Consider the following 20144-nt stretch of genomic DNA (forward strand, 5'->3'; position numbering starts at 1 on the left):
AGGGTTACGCCTTTCGTCTATGCACTGTCAGTCAGCACCTGGCCCAGGCTTTGCACTGTCTTGATGCAATCGTTGATGCAATCGTTGCTCTGCGCTCACGCAGAATCTTTTCAGGAGTGTGTCTTCATGCCACGAGCGCCCATAGATCACAGCGCGCCCCCCGAGGATGACGTGTCCGGTAAATCCCGGGCAGTGCACCCGGATGGGGAAGCGCCTGCCCCCGATGCCGATGCCAGCGTCAATCTTGCTACCAGTCTCGCTCGCCATGCCGCAAGCCAGGGCACCAGGAGCCTGAGCCTGCATCAGCGTCTGACCCGTTCGCTTGAGGAGCTCACACCGAATGAGCAGCGCATCGCGCGCTTTCTGCTCGCGCATCAGGATGAACTGGCGCTATACAACGCCGCGGAACTGTCACGCCTGACCGACGTCTCCAAGGCGACGGTCAGCCGCCTGTTCCGCCGTCTTGGCTATCAGGACTTCCGTGAGGCGCGGGACCAGGCGCGTAGTCTGCGTCATTCGGGTGTGCCGGTGGCGGCAGCGCCGACGGCAGACCATCACCAGCGCCACTATGAGCAGGAGTGTCGCAACCTGCGTCAGGCACTGGCGGCGCTGGACATGCTCGATATGGAGGCCTTGAGCGGCGCTCTGGCCAAGGCCGAGCGGCTGCAGATCATCGGCTTTCGCAATGCTTATCCACTCGCGCTGCACCTGCGCCAGCAGTTGCTGCAGTTGCGCGAGCAGGTGGCGGTGTTGCCGCAACCCGGCCAATCACTCGGCGAGGAGATCGCACGCCTGGGCGTCGATGACGCCGTGGTGGTATTCGCCATGCGCCGGCGACCGCATGGGCTGGCACGATTGCTTGAATGGCTGGGGCAGGCGCCATGTACGGTGCTGCTGGTCTGCGATGACAGCCTGAGCACCATCCCCGCCGGTATCGAGCATGTCCTGCGCTGCCCGTTGGACAGCGTCAGCGCCTTCGACAGCTACGCCGCAGCCATGAGCCAGATCAATCTGCTGGCCACGCGCCTGCTGCATGACGACCTCGTCGGCGGGCGCAGTCAGATACGCCGCGTGACGGATACCTTCGATGCGCTGGAGGAACTGGGCGACGGCTGATCGTCCAGCTTGAAGTGCTCCTGCCTTTCCTTCCTCTCTATCTATCTCCCTGTGGGCCGCCAGTCTTGCTTCTGATCTGTGCGGCGGCCCGATTCGACCCGGCGCGCTCTGCGCACCCGCAGGGCGCATATGCCTCCCTGACTGCACCATCTGCTGCCATGTCGCTGATGTCGGCGCCCTGATCTCGCCGCCAGGCGAGGGCGTCATCCGCGATTTCGCCTCCCGCAGGCGTGTGTCTCTTCTTATCGTAGCTACTCATTTCTTCTCGCTGTTTTGCTTTCAGGCCTGTTCTCGATCCTGTGCTGAGGCGCGTGCTCAAGTGCGTTCGCAAGCCCATGCACAGGCGTGTGAGCTGCTGGTGACTCTGCGCTGCCTGCAACTCGATCACCTTGTTGAGCACCTGGCGGAAGTGCTTTGGCACACCTGTTGCAAAGATTGATAAGGGAATCACTCGTTTCATTGGTCAGGTTCTGAAGACGAATGCGACAAGGAGTCAATGGACCTGACTCGGCGAGACACTCGGCAAGACGATCAACAACAACCAACAACAATCCACTGCCGCAAGGCACCAGGTGAATGACGAGTCGTCCTCGCATCAGCGCCTGGCATTGACGGATACCGGAGTCGACCGATGAGCAAGCGTCACGAGAGCAAGGCCCAGCAGCGCGCCACACGGACAGGCAACAAGCAGCGTCTTGGCAACTGGGTCCGCAAGGGAATATTGCTGGCCCTGTGGGGCACGTTGGCGTCCACCGCCCTGAGTGCACACGCGGATGCACTGAGTGACATCACCGATAGCGGGGTGCTGAAAGTGGCGGTGCCACAGGACTTCCCGCCCTTCGGCTCGGTCGGCCCGGACCTCAAGCCGCGTGGCTACGATATCGACATGGCGCGCTATCTGGCAGACGAGATGGACGTGAAGCTTGAGCTGGTGCCGGTCACCTCGGCCAATCGCATCCCTTACCTGCAGACCCGCAAGGTCGATCTGGTGATCTCGAGCCTGGGCAAGAATCCCGAGCGTGAGAAGGCGATCGATTTCTCCGATGCCTATGCGCCGTTCTTCCTCGGCGTGTTCGGCGAGAAGGGCAGTGAGGTGGACTCCGCGCAAGGACTGAGCGAGAAGACCATCGGCGTGACACGTGGCTCGGTGGAAGACATGGAACTCAGCAAGGTGGCACCGGAATCGACCACCGTGAAGCGCTTCGAAGACAACAACACGACCTTGTCGGCATTTCTGTCAGGCCAGGTCGAGATGATCGCCACCGGCAATCTCGTCACCGCCGCCATCGCCGAACGCAATCCTGCCCGCGTGCCGGTCAGCGTGCTGCCGCTCAAGAATTCTCCCTGCTATGTGGGCATGCGGCATGACACGCCGGCGCTCAAGGCGCGCGTGAATGAGCTGATCGCCCAGGGAATCGAGGATGGCACGCTCAATACGCTCTCCGAGATCTGGTTCAAGGCGCCACTGCCGTCACTGGATGCCTGACTCGAGACGTCACACGTCTGATCCCTTTGCCCGTGAGGCTTGATCGATGAATTATCTCCCGGATTTCCCGCGCCTGTTGCCGTATTTGCCCGACCTGATGGCCGGGCTGATGACGACGGTCTGGCTGACGGCGCTGACCACCACGCTGGGGATACTCGGCGCGGTGATGTGTGTCTGGCAGCGCCATCGTGCGCCGACCAGCATCTTCAGCCGGCTGCTGGGCATGCTGGTGGAGCTGCTGCGCAACACGCCTTTCATCGTCCAGCTGTTCTTCATCTTCTTCGGTCTGCCGGCGCTGGGACTGTCACTCAGTGCCGAGATGGCCGCTGTGATCGCGATGACACTCAACCTGGCGGCCTACAGCAGTGAAATCCTGCGTGCCGGGGTCGATGCCACCGGTCGCGGCCAGTGGGAAGCCGGGCGGGCACTGGGGCTTACCCGCTGGCAGAGCTATCGCCATGTGGTGCTGATGCCGGCGCTGGAACGCATGTATCCGGCGCTGACCAGCCAGTGCGTGATCGTGATGCTGGGCTCCGCCGTGGTCTCCCAGATCAGCGTGGCGGATCTGACCTTCGCGGCCAACTTCATCCAGTCACGTACCTTCCTGAGCTTCGAGAGCTACGTGGTGACGGCAGGCATGTACCTGCTGTTGGCCATCGCGATGCGCGCCTTGCTCAACCGCATCGGGCGTCGCCTGTTCGGCTTTCGCCACCTGACGCCCGCCCCGCGCAGCTGTCTGTCTTCCCATGTCCTGAAAGAGGCCCACTCATGATCGACTTCACGCTGTGGGACATTCTGCGCAACCTGTTGCTGGCGGCGCGCTGGACACTGGCGCTATCCCTGATCGCCTTCATCGGCGGCAGTCTGGTCGGGCTGGCGCTGACCTTTCTGCGCCTGACCCGCTGGCCGGGGGCGGCGCTCTTCTGTCGTCTCTATACCGAGCTGTTCCAGGGCACGCCGCTGTTGATGCAGCTGTTCCTGGCCTTCTTCGGCGTGGCGGTCTTCGGGCTGGATGTCTCGGCCTGGACGGCGGCGGCCGTGGCGCTGACGCTGTTCAGCAGTGCCTTCCTGCATGACATCTGGCGGGGCTGTGTCGAGGCGGTGCCCAAGGGGCAGTGGGAAGGGGCGCGGGTGCTGGGGCTCGGCTACCTGAAGACCATGCGTCACATCATCCTGCCGCAGGCGCTGCGCATGGCCATCGCGCCGACCGTCGGCTTCTCGGTGCAGATCATCAAGGGCACCGCGCTTGCCTCGGTGATCGGCTTCGTCGAGCTGACCAAGGCCGGCACCATGCTCAACAACGCCACCCTGGAACCCTTCACCGTCTTCGCGCTGGTCGCGTTGCTGTATTTCGCCATGTGCTATCCGCTGTCGCGGCTGGCTCGTCACCTGGAGGCACGTCTCAATGTCACTGCTCGCTGAAGTCTCTGCGCTGGATAGCGCCTCATCCGACGCTGCTGTCTCCGAGAAGGCCGCCGTCACCGAGAGCGCTCCCGTCTCCGACAGCGCCCTTGATACCGAGAGCGCCAAGGCACCGCTGGTCAGCCTGTCGGCGCTGACCAAGTCCTTCGGTGACGTGGCGGTCCTCAAGGGGATCGATCTCGAGGTGCGTCCGGGTGAGGTGGTGTCGATCATCGGGCGCAGCGGTTCCGGCAAGAGCACCTTGCTGCGCTGTATCAATCAGCTTGAACAGCATGACGGCGGCGCCATTCATGTCGCCGGCAAGCTGCTGGACGGTAGCGAGATGGACGCCGCCGCCCTGGCGCAGGATGTCGGCATGGTGTTCCAGAGCTTCAATCTGTTTCCCCACAAGCGCGTCGGCGAGAACGTGATGCTGGCACCGATGCTGGTCAAGGGTGTCGCCCGCGATATCGCCGAGCGCGAGGCCCGCGAGATGCTGGCCAAGGTCGGGCTGGGGGAGAAATTCGATGCCTGGCCGAGTCAGCTCTCCGGTGGTCAGCAGCAGCGGGTGGCGATCGCGCGCGCCCTGGCGATGCACCCCAAGGTGCTGCTGTGCGATGAGATCACCTCGGCTCTGGACCCGGAACTGGTTGGCGATGTGCTCAAGGTGCTGGAACAGCTCAAACGTGAGGGCATGACGCTGATTCTGGTCACCCATGAGATGAATTTCGCCCGTGATGTGGGCGATCGCGTGATCTTCATGCACCAGGGGCGTGTGCATGAGTCGGGCGACCCCGCGACACTGTTCGCCAATCCGGCCACGGAAGAGCTGCGCCAGTTCCTCGGCGCGGTGCTATGAGTGCAGCGTCTTGAGCGTGCAGCGGTGGACCACATCATGAGTCGAAAGGAGTCGCTCCCAGTGGACAAGCGTATCTATGTAGCGCCGGCACGTTTCTCGGGGCCGCGGGGTCAGGGGTGGCAGGAAGAAGGCCCGCTGAATGGCCAGCGACTGGTGGTCAAGGACCTGTTCGCGATCAAGGGCGAGCGCATCGGCCAGGGCAACCCTGACCTGCTGGCCAGCGCCCCCATCGAGCGGCAGACGGCGCCTGCTGTCCTCGCGCTTCAGCAGGCGGGGGCCGATTATCGTGCCCGTACTACCACCGATGAGCTGGCCTACAGCCTCAATGGCACCAATGCGCATTTCGGCACGCCGCAGAACCCTCGCGCGCCGCTGAGGTTGCCGGGCGGCTCGAGCGTGGGCTCTGCGGTGGCGGTGGCGCGCGGTGAGGCGGAGGTCGGACTGGGCACCGATACCGGCGGCTCCATCCGCGTGCCGTCCAGTTACTGCGGGCTTTATGGGCTGCGCCCGACCCATGGTCGTATCAGCATGACCGGGCTCAAGCCGCTGGCGCCGCGCTTCGACACCGTCGGCTGGATGACGCGGGATCTGGGGACGCTGACGCAGGTCAGTGAGGTGCTGATGCCGGCGGCGACAGCCACTCGACTGCCGGCGCGCATCATCCTGCTGGTGCCGGAAGGGCTCGCCGCTGGGCCTTATCAGCGCCTGCTCGGGCCGCTGTCTCGGCGCCTTGAGTCACTCGGCTTTCAGTGCGAGCGGCGCATGCTGAGTCAGACCTTCATGGCGCGCGCCAGTGAAGCCTTCCGGATTCTGCAGGGCTGCGAGATTCGGCGTACTCACCAGGCGTGGTTGAGTACGCCGGAGCAGGGGCCCGAATCGCGCTGGCCGCGCCTCAACCCGGATATCGCGGCGCGTCTCAAATGGTGCATGACGCTCAGCGATAGCGACGAGCAGGCAGCAGAAGCCAAGGCGGATACCGTTCGCCGCTGGTTTCGCCAGCAGCTGGCAGCCAGTCAGCCGGCCAGCCAGGCAGCCAGTCATCAGGAAGGCAGCGAGGCACCAGCGGAGGCTGGCAGTCGCGCGCTTCACGCCCAGGCCGAAGCTACCAGCGAGGCGGTCTTCATGTTGCCCACCACGCCGGGCGCCTCACCGCTGCTGGGTGCAAGCCTTGAGGTAATGGAGGCCTATCGTCATCGCCTGATGGGACTCACCGCACTGGCGGGCTTGAACGGTGCGCCGCAGCTGAGTCTGCCGTGGCTTGCCGACTCGGCGGCACGTCTGCCACAGGAAGCCGCGCCCCCGCCCTGGGGCGTGTCATTGCTGGGCCTGCCGGGACGTGATGAGAGTCTGCTGGCACTGGCCAGCATGTTGGAAAACTGACCTGCATGTTGGAAGACTGATCTGCATGTTGGAAAACTGACCAGCGCTGCCTTGCATGTGCGATTGCAGACATTGTCTGGAGTTGAACAGAAACGCCGCATCCCGAAAGGGCTGCGGCGTTTCTGATGCTGGCACTTGGGATTGAGGTGATGGTTCGTCAGCTGGCGGGGGTATAGGGATGCTCGCGTTGCCAGTGCTCGGCGATATCGATGCGTCGCGTGATCCATACATTGTCGTGGGACTGGATGTAATCGAGGAAGCGTTTCAGCGCCGCGAAGCGTCCCGGGCGGCCGGCGATCCGACAGTGCAGCCCGACGGAGAGCATCTTGGGCGCCGTGTCGCCCTCGGCATAGAGCACATCAAAGGCATCGCGCAGGTACTGGAAGAAATCCTCGCCGCTATTGAAGCCCTGGGCGCTGGCGAAGCGCATGTCATTGGTGTCCAGGGTATAGGGCACGACGAGATGCGGCACCTGTTCACCATTGGCGGTAGTCACCTCCATCCACAGCGGCAGGTCATCGCCGTAGTAATCGCTGTCGTAGGTGAAACCGCCGTGTTCCACCACCAGTCGGCGGGTATTGGGGCTGTCGCGCCCGGTGTACCAGCCCTGTGGCGCATGACCGACCAGCTCGCGATAGCTTTCCACCGCGCGTTCCAGGTGGGCGCGCTCATGGGCCTCATCCATGTGCTGATAATGAATCCAGCGCCAGCCATGACTGGCGATCTCGTGACCATCCTCCAGGAAACGCGCCACCAGATCCGGATGGCGCGCCAGCGCCATGCCGACGCCGAAGACGGTCAGCGGCAACTCGCGGCGCTTGAATTCATCCAGAATCCGCCACACGCCACTGCGCGAGCCATATTCGTAGATCGACTCCATGCTCATGTGCCGCGCGGGGTAGGCCTCGGCACCGATGATCTCGGAGAGAAACTTCTCGCTCTCGCTATCGCCGTGCAGCAGGCAGTTCTCGCCGCCTTCCTCGTAGTTGAGCACGAACTGGACCGCGATCTTCGCGCCACCCGGCCAGTTGGCATGCGGTGGCGTGTCGGCATAACCGATCAGGTCACGCGGATACTCATCGCCCCACAGGGCATTGTCGGTGTCTGGCATCGTGCGGCTTCCTTGCGGGTGGATAACGAAGACAAGAGCGTAATGAAGAGCGAAGACAAGAGCGAAATGAAGTGCGAAATGAAGACCCAATCACATCTCCATTGATGTGCAGGCTTTGTGCCATCACGGCGCATCGTGGCGGCGTCACGCTTGCAGCCCGCATCAATTCGTCGGTGACCACCAGCGTGGCAGCAACCGTGCGACTTCCGGGCGCATGAAGCGGTCATCGATCAAGTGGATCACGCCCTGATCCTGCTCGCTGCGAATCACTCGGCCGGCAGCCTGCACCACTCTGGTGAGCCCCGGGTACAGATAGGTGCAGTCATCGGCATTCAAGGGCTGGATGACCGGGTACGGTGCGCGCGTATCGTCGTGTGGGTCGCCTTCAGCCTGTTCCGGCTGGCTACGCCGCTGTGCGTCGTTGTCGAGCCACGTGGCAAGACGCTGCTTGAGTGCTTCATTCTCGGGACTGAAACCGGCCAGTCCGAGGGTGGCGATGAAGGCCCCGATCAGACGCGAGCCGGGCAGATCGATCCCTTCGCCGAAGGCGCCACCCAGCACCGCGAAGCCGATGCCTTGTCCCTCGGGCGTGAAGCGCTGAATGAAGCCGGTGCGCTCCGCTTCCGTCATGGCGCGGGTCTGGCGCCATTGGGGAATCTCCGGCGCCAGCTGTTGCAGGGTGCTGGCGACCTGTTCCAGATAGGCGAAGCTCGAGAAGAACGCCAGATAGTTGCCCGGGCGTTGCCGGTATTGGCGCGCCATCAACTCGGCGATCGGCCGGCAGGAGGCGTCGCGATCCCGCAGGCGTGTCGAGAGCCGATGACGACTGACCTGCACCTGGGCCGCGCTGAACGGGGAATTGACACTCAGCCAGACGGCATCGTCCGCCAGACCCAGCAGGCGATGGTGATAGGCCGGTGGGTTGAGTGTGGCCGAGAACAACAGGATGGCGTGACTGGCGCGCAGGCGGGGTGCCAGCCACGGCGCCGGACTGACGCAGCGCAGTCGCGGCTGGATCTGGCGCACGCTGCGCCCGCGGGCCTTGTGTGGCCGGGCTGACGCGTCAGCTTCTGTTCCTGCATCCGATGCTGCGCCGGAACTCGAGCTTGAATCGCTGGCAAGCGACGCCTGCCGCGCAGGGGGCGTGGCGGAGAGTTCGACCTCGAACAGCGAGTGATCGCCAAAGCCTTCGGCGAGTCGCGCCAGGGTCAGTGCCGCAAAGTAGGCCTCCATCATCTCGACATCGGGTTCCACGCGGCGCCTGGCCGTGGAAGAGGCCGAGCCGGAGACTGTCGTTGCAGTGCCTGTATCGGTAGCACTCGGAGCAGCAGAGGGGGCATCGCTTGCGATCAGGCCCAGCTGTTCGGGGGCTTGTGTGGCTGTCGCTGGCTGTTGCCTGGCCGCAGCAGGGTTTGCGGCCTTGTCAGGCTCCGCCAACCAGTCGCCCATCGCGCCGGTCCATTGGCTCAAGGCCTTGAGGAAGTCGCCGGGTAGCGCCTCCAGTGCAAGGCGCTGCGCCTTGTGGCCTGCGTCCTTGCTATCGACCTTGCTTGCCTGTGTCTCGCCGTCAGCACCCTGCTTGAGCTGCTCCAGCGCTCGCCATTGCCGAGCCAGTGCGCGTGAAGCCGAGCGCAGCGGGGCCGGATGGCCCTTGCGGCTCAACTGCTTGAGCAGGAAGTGGAACTGGCGGGCGTCGAGCTCGGTGCTGTACATGCCGCGGGCGCGCTCGATGAGGTTGTGGCTCTCATCGACCAGCACCACCGTGCGCCAATCATTGGCCTGGCTCAGGGCGAACAGCAGCGCATGACTGTCGAAGTAGTGGTTATGGTCGCCGATGATGACATCCGCCCAGCGCGAGAGCTCCTGGGCGAGAAAGTAGGGGCAGATGTCGTGGGCCAGGGCGTGGCGGCGTGTCGTCGCCAGATTCAGGAGGCGTTGGTCGGCGAGCGCGGCGTCGCGTGCCGCGGGCAGGCGATCATAGAACCCGCGCGCCAGCGGGCAGGACTCGCCATGACAGGCGAGGGACGGGTGCTCGCAGGTCTTGCTGCGCGCGCCCAGTTCCAGAATGCGCAGCGGTGTCGCCGGTGTCTTTTTCTGCCCCTCGCTGTCGTCAGCGGCTGGTGCCAAGGTGGCCAGCGCGTCGAGTGCCAGCGCGCGGCCCGGGGTGCGGGCGGTGAGGTAGAAGAGTCTGTCCGTGCCGCTTGCGGGCATCGCGCGCAGTGCCGGATACAGCGTGGCCAGGGTCTTGCCGGTACCGGTCGGCGCCTCGGCGAGCAGCTCGCGGCCGGTCATCACCGCCTTGTAGGCATGCTCGGCCAGTTGGCGTTGACCGGGGCGCCAGCTCGGCCACGGAAAGGCCAGGCGGCTCAGCGCGCTGTCGCGGGCACTGCGATGGGCCAGCTCATTGGCGGCGAACTCGCTGAAGCGTGCCGCCAGACGTGCCAGCTCCGCCTCCAGCGCCTCACGGCTCCACCAGGCTTCCAGACGCTGCTCATCAGGCTGTGCCTTGCGGCTTTTGGGGTCAGCCTGGTCAGTCTGCTCGTTCTGCTCGTTCTGCTCATCATGCTCGCTCTTGGTGCCCCTGGGCGCATCCGCCGCGATGTCCAGATAGACCAGCGCGAGCGTGATACCTTCGAGGTCCCGGCTGCGACACATCAGTGCGCCGTAGACGCGTGCCTGGGCCCAATGCAGGGCGCGATGGTGCGCGGGCTGGCGGGAGAGGTCGCCGCGATGGGTCTTGATCTCCTCGAGGCAGTTGCGCTTGGGATCATAGCCATCGGCGCGCCCACGGATGGTCAAATTGCCGATGTCACCGCTGAGCGAGATCTCGCTTTCATAGTCCTTGCCGCGTCGGCGCACGATACGCTGATGACCACGGATGCCCTGCTGGGCGGTAGGCGATGGCGTGAAGCGCAGGTCCAGATCGCCCTCGCGCGCGGCAAAGGCACACAGTTCGCGTACTGCGATCTGGTAGCGTGCGGGCTCAGCGTGGGTCTCGTCCGCCTTGATCATGATGCAGGAGGTGCCTTGTGCCGGGAGCATTCGTCCGCTGAGGCCTCGGTCGCGCTCAGCCATTCGACTCGACATTCCAGCGCCGGAATCGCATGGCGTGCGAACAGGGCCAGCCATTGACGCTGGTTGTCCTGCAGACGGTCGGTGGGCGCCTTGACCTCGATCAGCCGATAACGGTCGCTGCTGTGCTCGGGGAAGAACTGGATCAGGTCCGGCAGGCCAGCGCGATGTTCACGAGGGTTGGCCAGCAGGTGGCGGAAACAGGCTTCCAGATGCGCGGGCGGAATGCAGTCCAGTGCGTGGTTCAGCAGTTCCTCGCTCAATAGCTCCCAGTGCACGAAGGGTGCCTGAATGCCCTGTTTCTGCTGATGGCGTTCACGGATCACCGTCCGGTAGCTTTCGTCCTTCAGGCGCGCGAAGCAGGCCTCGAAAGCGGCCTGGCGATGGCTGACGAAATCAGGGCGATAGAGGTCCGCCGGGCCGGTGTGGAAGGCGTGGAAGAAGGCCCCCGGCAAGGGGGCGAACAGCACCTCCCAGCACAGCAGGGTGAAGAGCGCGGGAATCAGGCCATTCTCGACATAGAAGACCGGTGCCTCGGGCGTGGCCAACGCATGGGCGGCCGCGCGCTCGACCCCGTGGATACCGTCAGCCGCCGAGGTGGCAAGGTCGGGCACCGTGAGGGCGATCTGTGGCGTGGTCGGCGCCCTGGCGCGTCTGGGCGCGGGCAATCCGAGGCCACGGCACAGACGCGGCAGGGCGCGTTCGAGTGCCAGCTGCTCGTCCAGCGTGATCTCGGCGCGCGCCAACCGCTCGCTGGCCAGCGCGTGAGCTGCGCTGATATCGCCCGACAGCTCCAGTGCTCTCACCCGGCGCGGCATGGCACGCGGGGCATATGCGGAATCCTCGAGACAGGCGTACTGGCGGGCAGCCGCCTGATGCCAGCCCTGACGCTCGGCGTCGCGGGCCAGCGAGAAGCGCAGCCGGTCACGCCGCTGCGCCAGCCAGGCATTGGCACGATCATCAATAGCACGCCCGCCAGTGGCATGAGCGTCAGTGAGCTGATGAGTCGCGGACGGCTCACTGTGGAGCTCGTTTGCCGCTGCAGACGCCGTCGCATCCAGCGCCGCGACAATGCGCTGCCAGTGCCGCTCAAGTTCAGCGTTCGCCGTGCGGTCCAGCCGCTCGCTGGCTTGCTGCCAGTCCTCACGCAGTTGCTCCAGCGCCAGATAGCGATCCACCTCCCAGCGATGGGTGAAGGCGCGAGAGGCCGGCGACAGGGCGACCGTCTCGCAACGCAGCAGGCCCAGCTCGCTGAGTACGAAGTCCGACAGATTCTGGCGCAGGTTGCCGAAGAACATCAGGCTCAGGCGTCGCGACAGCTCACCCAGCCCGACACTCAAGGTGTCGGCTGCGGGGTCGTTCAACCAGGCTGGCAGTGGCCGTGGCGTGACGTCACCCAGCAGCTCGCTGATGGCATCATGCATGCGGCGCTTGGGCGTGCTTCTGGGCAGCTCGGCAAAGGCTGCCCGGAGGCGCGGCAAGGTCACCAGCGCCAGCATCTCGTCCAGACTCAGGTCGGCATTGTGGCGGCACAGGCCGTCAGGCGTGGCACTGTCGGCGAGCGGTGTGATCAATGGCTGGCATGCGGCCTCGATCGCACCGATCTCGGGATAATGCAGCTGCGAGCGTTCGAAATGATCGCCCTTGCGCATCAGCAGTCGCACCAGCAAGGCCCGCGAGGCATCCGGCAGGCGAGTGATGGCGTCCACCGTGGCACGCTCCGCCTCTGTCAGCAGATCGGCGTGACACTGGCAGACCCAGTCGATCAGGGTGTCGAAGTTGGCCAGGTAGTAGCGCGGATTGTCGAGGGGAGCGGCTTGCATGGCGACCTGTCGAAGTGGCGGGCAGTGCGGCAGTTTGCCCGAAAGCATGGGGTTATATACAGTATATGGCCATCTGTCGCGCTGCAATCTCTTGCAAAGCCTGTCACGAGTCACCACCTGACTGTCATCCAGTGGTAAAATCGTTTCATCTGCATGTCTTGAAAGCTTCATGACACGACAGGTGGGCAGGCGTGACAGCGCGTCGACCGCGATTCCTCCCCTCGGAGGCATTTCCGCGATGGTTCAGGACGGACCATCGATCATCATTCAAGCAGGGCAGGAAGGCAGTCCATGTTTCTTGATCAGTTTCACCGGGTCGAAGATGGCCGCGTGCGGATCACCGCCGAGCAGGCAAGTCGTTTCGCCAAGCAGATGGCGGGGGATTACAACCCCATTCATGACCCGGGCGCGCGACGCTTCTGTGTGCCCGGCGACCTGCTGTTCTCCCTGTTGCTGGCGAAATTCGGTCTGTCGCAGTGCATGACCATCCGTTTCTGCGGCATGGTCGGCAACGATGTGCCCTTGATCTTCGAAGCGCTGGACGCCCCCGACGAGAATGGCGTGTCCCTGCTGGTGCGCGATGAAGCCGGCAAGGTCTACCTGACGGTCGAGCGCAGCGGCGATACCACCCATGACGAGGAAGTGGTCGCCAATTTCACTCGCCAGTATATCGCCTTCTCCGGGCGCAACTTCCCGCACTTCCTGCAGCCGTTGATGCTGGAGAAGGGCGTGATGTTCAACCCGGCCCGCCCGCTGGTGATCTACGACAGCATGGGCTTCTGTTTCGAGCGCCTGGATATCGCCGACCTGCACCTCGACTTCGTGGGGTCCTCGCTCGAGGTCAACGGCAAGCGCGGCGATACCCTGCTCGAGTTCAGCATCCATGATGGCGAGCAGTGCATCGGCAGTGGTTCCAAGAAGCTGGTCGTCAGTGGGCTGCGGGATTACTGCGCCGAGACCATGGATGCGTTCGTGGAGTCCTTCGAGGCGCTCAAGCGCGAAGCCGAAGCCTGAGGTAGCCGGTCAGTCTGAGGCTTGTTGCCAGACGCCCCGCGCATGAGTCGCCAGTCATGAAGATGCCCGCCAGAGAATTCTCTGGCGGGCATCTTGGCATCTGAATGTCACAACGCTTAATGTCACAACGCTTGTGAAGCATCGCTGGGTGTCGCCGGTTGTCATTGACCGCCAACTGGCTGGCTCACCGTGTGACCCTCTAACCGTGCTCAGTGCTTGATGCTGATCGGCGCCAGTGCATCGCCCTGGGGGGTGATGCGCCCGATGATGGCGCTGGCGTGATAGCCAGCGGCCTTGAGCGCGGCCAGACAGGCCTCGGCTTCCCCGGGCGGCACACTGGCCAGCAGGCCACCGGCCGTCTGCGGATCGAACAGCAGCGGATAGCGCGGATGATCGATGACGCCGGCTTGGTCCTTCAGGGCACGCTTGAGGCGCAGATTGGCCGGTTGCAGCGAGCTGACCACGCCGCGGGCGACACAGTCCTCGGCGCCGTCGAGCACCGGCAGGGCATCGATCTCGAGCTCGGCATCCACGCCGCTGGCGCGGGTCATCTCGACCAGATGGCCGAGCAGACCGAAGCCGGTGACATCGGTGGAGGCGCTCGCCTGATGCGTGCTCAGAATATCCGCCGCGCGCTGACTGGATTGCTGCATGCTGTCCAGCGCGGCGTCGATCCAGCGGCCGCGGGCTTCCAGGCGTGCGTGCGCTGCCAACAGCGTGCCGGTGCCGATGGCCTTGGTAAGCAACAGCACATCACCCGGCTGCATGCCGCCCTTGCAGGTGACGCCGGCCAGGCTCTCCTCCACCAGACCATTGAGCGCGAAGCCCAGTGCCAGCTCCTGACCTTCGCCGGTATGGCCGCCGACCAGACTGCAGCCCGCCTCGTTGAGCACCTCGGTCGCGCCTTGCATCAGTTCGCGTACCAGCGGCTCGACCTTGCGCTCGACCCCCTGTGGCACCGTGGCCACCGCCGTCGCCGTATGCGGCGTCGCGCCCATGGCGTAGAGATCGCCCAGCGCGTGATTGGCGGCGATGCGCCCGAACAGATAGGGGTCATCGATGAAGGCGCGGAAGAAGTCGACGCTGTGCACCAGCGCCTGTCCTTCGGGCACGCGCACGATGGCGGCATCATCCGGGGCATGCAGCCCGACCAGCACGTCCGGGTTCTCGCGCGGGGCCAGACTCTGCAGCGCTCGCGACAGCACGCTGGCGCCGACCTTGGCCCCGCAGCCGCCGCAGCGCATCGCCAGTGCGGACAGGGCCTGGTGTGCCTCCTGCTCATCCAGCTCGGCTGTCAGGTGCGGATGCAGCTTGCCAACGCGTCCCCTGAGTGCCTGCCAGGCAGCGCTGATGCGCTGGTGCAACCCGGAAAGGTCGCCGGCATTCGCGGCGTCCTGCATGCTGGGCAGTTCATTGAAGCGAGCCATGAACTGGCGGTCGATATGGTCCTTCCAGCGCCACAGCCACGGGCGCAGACGCGGCGCGACCAGCCCCAGCTTGCCGCGTGAGGCGATGGCATCGCGATCCCCGGTGCTGATCAGCGCCAGCCAGCGCGACTGCGGCACATGGTCCTTGAGTGGCTCGCCGCGCACGGCCCGTCGCAGATTGTCGGCCAGCGGCCGGGCCTGGCGCACGGCAAACACGCCGGCCTTCTCGCGGGGATGGTTGAGCTGATGTGCGATATCGCCCGCGGCGAAGATGGCGTCATCCTCAAGTGTCTGCAGGCTATCGCGAACCTTGAGGAAGCCATCCTCGTCCAGGCTCAGTCCGGTCTTCTCCAGCCAGCGCGCACCACCGGCCCGTGTTACCCAGATGGCCTCATCGGCCTGATGGCAGGCACCGCTGGCACTGATCAGCTGGCGCTGGGCGGTCGAGGATGCGCGTTCGACGGCCGTGATCTCCTCACCGAAATGCACCTGGATACCGCGCTCGTGCAGGGTAGTGGCAAGCGCCTCACTGACCGTGTGCGCATGGGTGGGCAACAGACGCTGACCGCGGGTGATCAGCGTCAGGTTCGGCGCGAGCGCATCGGGCAACTCGGTGGCAAGGCGCTGCTGGATGGCCAGCAGCAGTTCGACACCGCCGGCACCGCCGCCGACCAGCACGATATCGAGCGGACGCTCGGCGCTCCTGGCGCGCTCGAGCAGACTCAGCCAGCGCTGCTGGAAGGTGCTGATCGGCTTGACCGCCACCACGGGGGCGTCTGCGGCTTCAGGGTCACCGATACCATCGATGTGGGACAGGCGAGGCGTGGAGCCGATATTGATCGACAGCAGGTCGTAGTCCACCGCCGGGCGCTCGGCGCAGATCACGCGGCGCTCGCGGCGGTCGATGTCGATCACCTGATCGCGATAGAAGCGGGCGCCGGCGAACTGACACAGCCGGCGCAGGTCGATATGCACATCGTCGAACGTATAATGACCGGCGACGTAGCCCGGCAACATGCCGGAATAGGGCGTGTCGGTGTCGCGACAGATGACGGTCAGGCGGACACCGGGCTCTGGCTGCATGGCAAAGCGCATCAGCACGCCGACGTGGCTGTGCCCACCGCCGATCAGGACGATATCACGCACGATAGGCGCTTTGACTGGCATGGAAGCGGACGGCATCGTGAATCTCGATAGTCAGTAGAGTTGGGAAACAGGAGCAGGGTATGCAGAGCCAGGGCGCGCCAGATGAGACCGGCGACAGGATTCGCAAAAGCAGGAGTCTAGCAACTTGAACTTTCTCGGTCATGCACGCCTGAGTCTGGCGGGCAGCGATAACTTCCTGTTTGGCAACCTGATTGCCGATGGCGTGCGCGGCAGTGACCTGAGCGGCTGGTCGCCGGAGGTAGAGGCGGGCATCCGCTTTCACCGCCGCTGTGACGCGGTGATCGACGCTCATCCCGAGACACGCTGGTTGTTGACCCAGGTGCCGCCTTCGTCGCGACGTGTCGCCGGTATCGCCTTCGACATGATGTGGGATCACCTGCTGGCCGCCGAGATGCACGATGACGATATCGACCGCCTCTATCGCCTGCTGGCGCGTGAGGAGGTGCCGTCGCGCCTGTCGAGCCTGATCGAATGGATCCAGGTGCGCGATGCACTCAGGCGCTATCAGGAGCTGGAGTTCACGCTCGCGACCATTGCCAGCATCGGCGAGCGTATGACGGCCAGACGCCGCTTGCGCCAGACAAGTGATACTCGCAATGGAAGGCATACGCACAAGGTGGGCAATTTGGATGCAGGCACCAATCCGCTGGCGGACATGACGCCGTGGCTGGCGGATAACCGCGCGATGCTCGAGGACAGCTTCGCGCGGTTGTGGCCGGACATGTTGGCATTGCGCCAGCCGGCCTAAGTAGACGTGTTTTTGTCAATCAGCGCTGAAGGGGGCGGGCATTCTCTCCGCCTTGCCATTCATGGTAGGCGTCGATCTGTGCTTGGGAGGCTTCGATCGGCGTCTGCATGACAAACCAGGTGACGGGCTCAGAGCATGGCGGGGTGGTAAGCGAGCCGGAGTACTGCCAGCCGGCATGTTCGCGTGGCAGCAGCAGGTTGGCAGACAGGCCGCTTGTCAGGGTCTCGGAGAGGCCGCGCTGGGGCAGACGGCTCAACAGGCGGCTGAGGGCCAGGTTGTCATGCCCTTCCTCGACCAGTACGGCCAGCACGGCCAGCTTGCCTTCCGGCGTGCTGTGCACCAGATGAATTTCCATGGCGGCACGCTTGCCGTCGATGGCGTGCTCTGACGGCACATGCAGGTGCACCTGCGACAGGGTGTACTGGGTGCCATCCAGCGTCATGGTATTGCCGCTGGCCCCTTCGATCTGCAGGGTGTGGCCCGTATCGCGCGTGACGAGCAGCGGCGAATGGTAGTCGAGTTTCGGGCCCGCTTCATTCAGCGTGCGTGACTGGCTGTCGATATCGATCGGCGACTGCTGGCTGCCGACCGAGCACTCGGCATAGCCCGGGGTGAGCTCTCCCCAATGCTCGGGGCCATTGGCTCCGGCGTTGGTGTCATCCGCGGATTCACTCGCATAGCTCCATTCGGTGACCGACGTGCCCGGCGCAGGCGACGTGGCAATGTCATCGGCGAGTGCCGGCAAGGATGACGACGTGGTGGCAAGCAGCACAGCCATGGCAAGTGGGCGTAACAGCGCGTGGGGCGACGAGGAAGAGGCTGGCATTGAGTTGTCCTTGCTCAAGAGTCCGTAACCGATCAGTGTCCTGAGCCGCCGTAGGCAGTCAGAACTCAGATGAATGAAGGCAGTCAGTGTGCCGGACTCAGGGGCGAGGTCAAGATGACGCTGGAGTGTCACTAGGGTGTCGCATTCCAGCGTCAGTTGTCGTGACAGTTATCGCGTCAGTAGTCACGACAGTTGTAAAGACAGTTGTCAAAACAGGGAGGGGGGAGCGGTGTCAGCGCTCGAGCCACAGGCATTCCACGCTGTCGCCGTGGTTGAGCTGTGCATGGGGCGGAATCACGGCCAGTGCCTGAGCACCGGCGCAGGAGGAGAGTACCGCCGAGTTCTGGTCCGGGAAGGCATGTGCCTCAAGCTGTCCATCACTGCCGGTGGCCAAGGTGACACGCAGATGGTCCTGACGGATGGCGGTGCGGGCTGAGAAGGCCGCGCGTACCGTGAGACGTTTCAGCTCGCGCAATGCAGAGCAGTCGGTCATCTCGCCCAGTAGCGGACGAAGGAACAACCAGCCACCGACCCAGCTGGAGACCGGATTGCCCGGCAGGCCCACGACACGCACCGTGTCACCCCGGGGGCTGTTGATACTCCCCAGCGCCAGCGGTTTACCCGGTTTGATGGCCAGGCGCCACAGATCCAGACTGCCGAGCGCCTCGATGGCGGGGCGGACGTGGTCTTCCTCGCCGACGCTGACCCCACCGCAGGTGACGATCAGGTCAGCCTGTTGCGCCGCCGAAGCGAGAGCATCACGGGTGGCCTCGAAGGTATCGGCCACATTGAGTGGCGCCAGCACCACCTCAGCCCCGAAGTTGCTGAGCATCTGGCTGAGCATCACGCGATTGGAATTGTAGATCTGGCCGGGCTTGAGCGGCTGGCCGGGTTCGATCAGTTCATCGCCGGTCGCGAACAAGGCCACTCGTACCTTGCGGCGCACCAGCACGTGACTTGCCCCCTGGCCACACAGCAGGCCCAGCGCGGCAGCGTCCAGTCGTGTGCCCGCCGCGAGCAATCGATTGCCCTTGCTGACATCCCGGCCTTGAACGCGAATGTTGTCGCCGCGGGTGCGAGGCCCGGGCAGCCAGGCCAGAGTGGTGCCACCTTCGCCTTCACGCAGTGTCACCTCTTCCTGCATGACCACCACGTCACCGCCGTCTGGGATTTCCGCTCCGGTGAACAGGCGCGCACAACTCGCCACGGCCAGCGGCGTGGCAGGCTGGCCTGCCGCGATACGCTGACTGATCGGCAGCCAGGCACCGTCACCGATGTCCGCCACCCGGGCGCAGTAACCATCCATCTGGGAGTTGTCGGCAGGCGGCACGTCAAGCTCGGCATGCACGTCCTCGGCGAGCACACGTCCGGCGGCGTCACTGACTGCCACGCGCTCGGCTGGCATCAGCGGGCAGCTGTCACGTAGCGCTGCGAGTGCACTGGCCAGGGGCGCCAGCCCCTTGGCGCCGGCAGGCACGGCGTCGCAGCCACATTCTGCCGCCGCGGAAGGCGACGGCTGGGAATGCGGGTCTTTACTGGCGTCAGTGGGCATGGGTTCCGCGCTCCGGAAGCACCAGGTTGGCGAAGTTGCAGGGGCGGTGACGGCTGTCGAGCTGCTCCTTGAGGATGCCGTTCCAGGCCGTCTTGCAGGCGCCGGTGGAGCCGGGCAGACAGAACACCACGGTACGGTTGGCCAGCCCTCCCAGACAGCGGCTCTGGATCGTCGAGCTGCCGACTTCCTGGTGTGAAAGCTGACGGAAGAGTTCGCCGAAGCCCTGGATTTCCTTGTCGAGCAGCACGCGAATGGCTTCCGGTGTGGAATCACGCCCGGTGAAGCCTGTGCCGCCCGTCGTCAGGATGACCTGCACGGCCGGGTCCGCGATCCACTCGCTGACCACGGCGCGCAGTTGGTAGACGTCATCGGGCACGATGCGCTTTTCATGCAGGCTGTGGCCAGCCGCCGTCAGGTTGTCGACCAGGGCGTCGCCGGAGCGGTCATTCTCTGCGGTGCGTGTATCCGAGACGGTCAATACCGCGATGGTGAGGCCGATCTGTTCGTCATTGCCGCTCATGATCAGTCCTTCTTGCCTTGTTGACGTGCCTCGAGCGCTGCCAGCTGCTCAGGTGTCGCCTTGGCCTGGTGATGTGTCTTCCACTCGGAATAGGGCATGCCGTAGACATGCTCGCGCGCCGCATCGTAATCGAAGCTCACGCCGCGCTCCTCGCCAGCGGCCATCAGCCACTTGGACAGGCAGTTGCGGCAGAAGTCGGCGAGGATCATCAGATCGATATTCTGGACATCCTTGTTGTCATCCAGATGCTTGAGCAGACGACGGAACGCGGCCGCTTCCAGCTCGGTGCGGGTCTGTTCGTCCAGTTGGCTCAGGTCTTGTACGGCTTGAGGGGTCGGGTCGCTCATCGAATTCTCCTGAGAAGGCGCAGCCAAGCGCCAGCCTTCATGCTGTCGGGGTGCCTGGTGGGCCCAGGCGGGATATCTGAAACTTTACGCAACTAATGCAGAGCTGTGAACCAGTGCTGCACGCCTGTGGTTTGGTCTGTGGTTTGGCAGACGGATTGGCAGGCGGGTTGGCCGGTGGAACGCCAGTGGGTGGCAGAGTCGCGAAAGAGTGTGCGCGGGCAAGCGAGAGAGCAGGCGCTGGCAAGCGAAAACGCCCGGCAGGCGAACCTGACCGGGCGTATCTTCACTCATCCAG

The 20144-nt window shown here is 64.5% G+C and carries 16 protein-coding genes; 8 read left to right on the top strand and 8 right to left on the bottom strand.

The window, feature by feature from the left end; genetic code table 11:
* Positions 1-126: 126 nt before the first annotated feature.
* The 6 genes from AC5WNI_RS07940 (at position 127) to AC5WNI_RS07965 (ending at position 6242) form a co-directional block, all read left to right on the top strand.
* On the top strand, positions 127-1116 hold the full coding sequence (locus AC5WNI_RS07940; protein ID WP_175088720.1) for a MurR/RpiR family transcriptional regulator: 990 nt from the start codon (positions 127-129) through the stop codon (positions 1114-1116).
* Between the two features lie 631 nt (positions 1117-1747).
* On the top strand, positions 1748-2602 hold the full coding sequence (locus AC5WNI_RS07945) for a transporter substrate-binding domain-containing protein (RefSeq protein WP_279836510.1): 855 nt from the start codon (positions 1748-1750) through the stop codon (positions 2600-2602).
* A gap of 46 nt (positions 2603-2648) precedes the next feature.
* Positions 2649-3374, top strand: coding sequence for an amino acid ABC transporter permease (locus AC5WNI_RS07950; RefSeq protein ID WP_153635714.1), 726 nt, complete (start codon positions 2649-2651; stop codon positions 3372-3374).
* Positions 3371-4024: an amino acid ABC transporter permease gene (locus AC5WNI_RS07955; RefSeq protein ID WP_077376658.1), complete on the top strand. Its 654-nt coding sequence runs from the start codon at positions 3371-3373 to the stop codon at positions 4022-4024. The genes AC5WNI_RS07950 and AC5WNI_RS07955 overlap by 4 nt, the downstream gene beginning before the upstream one ends.
* Positions 4008-4862: an amino acid ABC transporter ATP-binding protein gene (locus tag AC5WNI_RS07960; RefSeq protein WP_153635716.1), complete on the top strand. Its 855-nt coding sequence runs from the start codon at positions 4008-4010 to the stop codon at positions 4860-4862. Before AC5WNI_RS07955 ends, AC5WNI_RS07960 begins: the two co-directional genes overlap by 17 nt.
* Before the next feature lie 60 nt (positions 4863-4922).
* Positions 4923-6242, top strand: a complete 1320-nt coding sequence (locus AC5WNI_RS07965) for an amidase family protein (protein ID WP_172978660.1) — start codon at positions 4923-4925, stop codon at positions 6240-6242.
* Between the two features lie 157 nt (positions 6243-6399).
* On the opposite strand, the gene puuE is transcribed toward AC5WNI_RS07965, so the two are convergent.
* The 3 genes from puuE to AC5WNI_RS07980 form a co-directional block, all read right to left on the bottom strand.
* Positions 6400-7353: an allantoinase PuuE gene (gene puuE, locus AC5WNI_RS07970; protein WP_225348057.1), complete on the bottom strand. Its 954-nt coding sequence runs from the start codon at positions 7351-7353 to the stop codon at positions 6400-6402.
* Between the two features lie 162 nt (positions 7354-7515).
* The gene (locus AC5WNI_RS07975) at positions 7516-10365 is read right to left on the bottom strand and encodes an ATP-dependent DNA helicase (RefSeq protein ID WP_225348058.1); all 2850 of its coding nucleotides are present in this window, start codon (positions 10363-10365) and stop codon (positions 7516-7518) included.
* Positions 10362-12248, bottom strand: coding sequence for a VRR-NUC domain-containing protein (locus tag AC5WNI_RS07980; RefSeq protein ID WP_225348059.1), 1887 nt, complete (start codon positions 12246-12248; stop codon positions 10362-10364). The genes AC5WNI_RS07975 and AC5WNI_RS07980 overlap by 4 nt, the downstream gene beginning before the upstream one ends.
* Positions 12249-12539: 291 nt before the next feature.
* Here AC5WNI_RS07980 and AC5WNI_RS07985 point away from each other — a divergent pair, with 291 nt between their 5' ends.
* Positions 12540-13262 carry a DUF3581 family protein gene (locus AC5WNI_RS07985; RefSeq protein WP_495929088.1) on the top strand — a complete coding sequence of 241 codons (723 nt, stop codon included), beginning with the start codon at positions 12540-12542 and terminating at the stop codon, positions 13260-13262.
* Between the two features lie 209 nt (positions 13263-13471).
* Here the strand turns inward: AC5WNI_RS07985 and selD are convergent, their stop codons facing one another.
* Positions 13472-15835, bottom strand: a complete 2364-nt coding sequence (gene selD, locus AC5WNI_RS07990) for a selenide, water dikinase SelD (RefSeq protein ID WP_197738735.1) — start codon at positions 15833-15835, stop codon at positions 13472-13474.
* A 145-nt stretch (positions 15836-15980) separates the two neighbouring features.
* Here selD and AC5WNI_RS07995 point away from each other — a divergent pair, with 145 nt between their 5' ends.
* Entirely contained in the window at positions 15981-16604 is a 624-nt protein-coding gene (locus tag AC5WNI_RS07995) for an ACP phosphodiesterase (protein ID WP_279836502.1), read from the top strand.
* Between the two features lie 19 nt (positions 16605-16623).
* Here AC5WNI_RS07995 and AC5WNI_RS08000 read toward each other — a convergent pair whose 3' ends face one another.
* The 4 genes from AC5WNI_RS08000 to AC5WNI_RS08015 form a co-directional block, all read right to left on the bottom strand.
* Positions 16624-17430, bottom strand: a complete 807-nt coding sequence (locus AC5WNI_RS08000) for a carbonic anhydrase (RefSeq protein WP_153635721.1) — start codon at positions 17428-17430, stop codon at positions 16624-16626.
* A gap of 232 nt (positions 17431-17662) precedes the next feature.
* On the bottom strand, positions 17663-18982 hold the full coding sequence (locus AC5WNI_RS08005; protein ID WP_153635722.1) for a molybdopterin molybdotransferase MoeA: 1320 nt from the start codon (positions 18980-18982) through the stop codon (positions 17663-17665).
* Positions 18972-19502 carry a molybdenum cofactor biosynthesis protein B gene (gene moaB / locus AC5WNI_RS08010; protein WP_495929091.1) on the bottom strand — a complete coding sequence of 177 codons (531 nt, stop codon included), beginning with the start codon at positions 19500-19502 and terminating at the stop codon, positions 18972-18974. Before moaB ends, AC5WNI_RS08005 begins: the two co-directional genes overlap by 11 nt.
* A gap of 2 nt (positions 19503-19504) precedes the next feature.
* On the bottom strand, positions 19505-19849 hold the full coding sequence (locus AC5WNI_RS08015; RefSeq protein WP_054556717.1) for a DUF1244 domain-containing protein: 345 nt from the start codon (positions 19847-19849) through the stop codon (positions 19505-19507).
* Positions 19850-20144: the final 295 nt, after the last annotated feature.

It is taken from the genome of Cobetia sp. PDI-12MA (genome assembly GCF_059507695.1).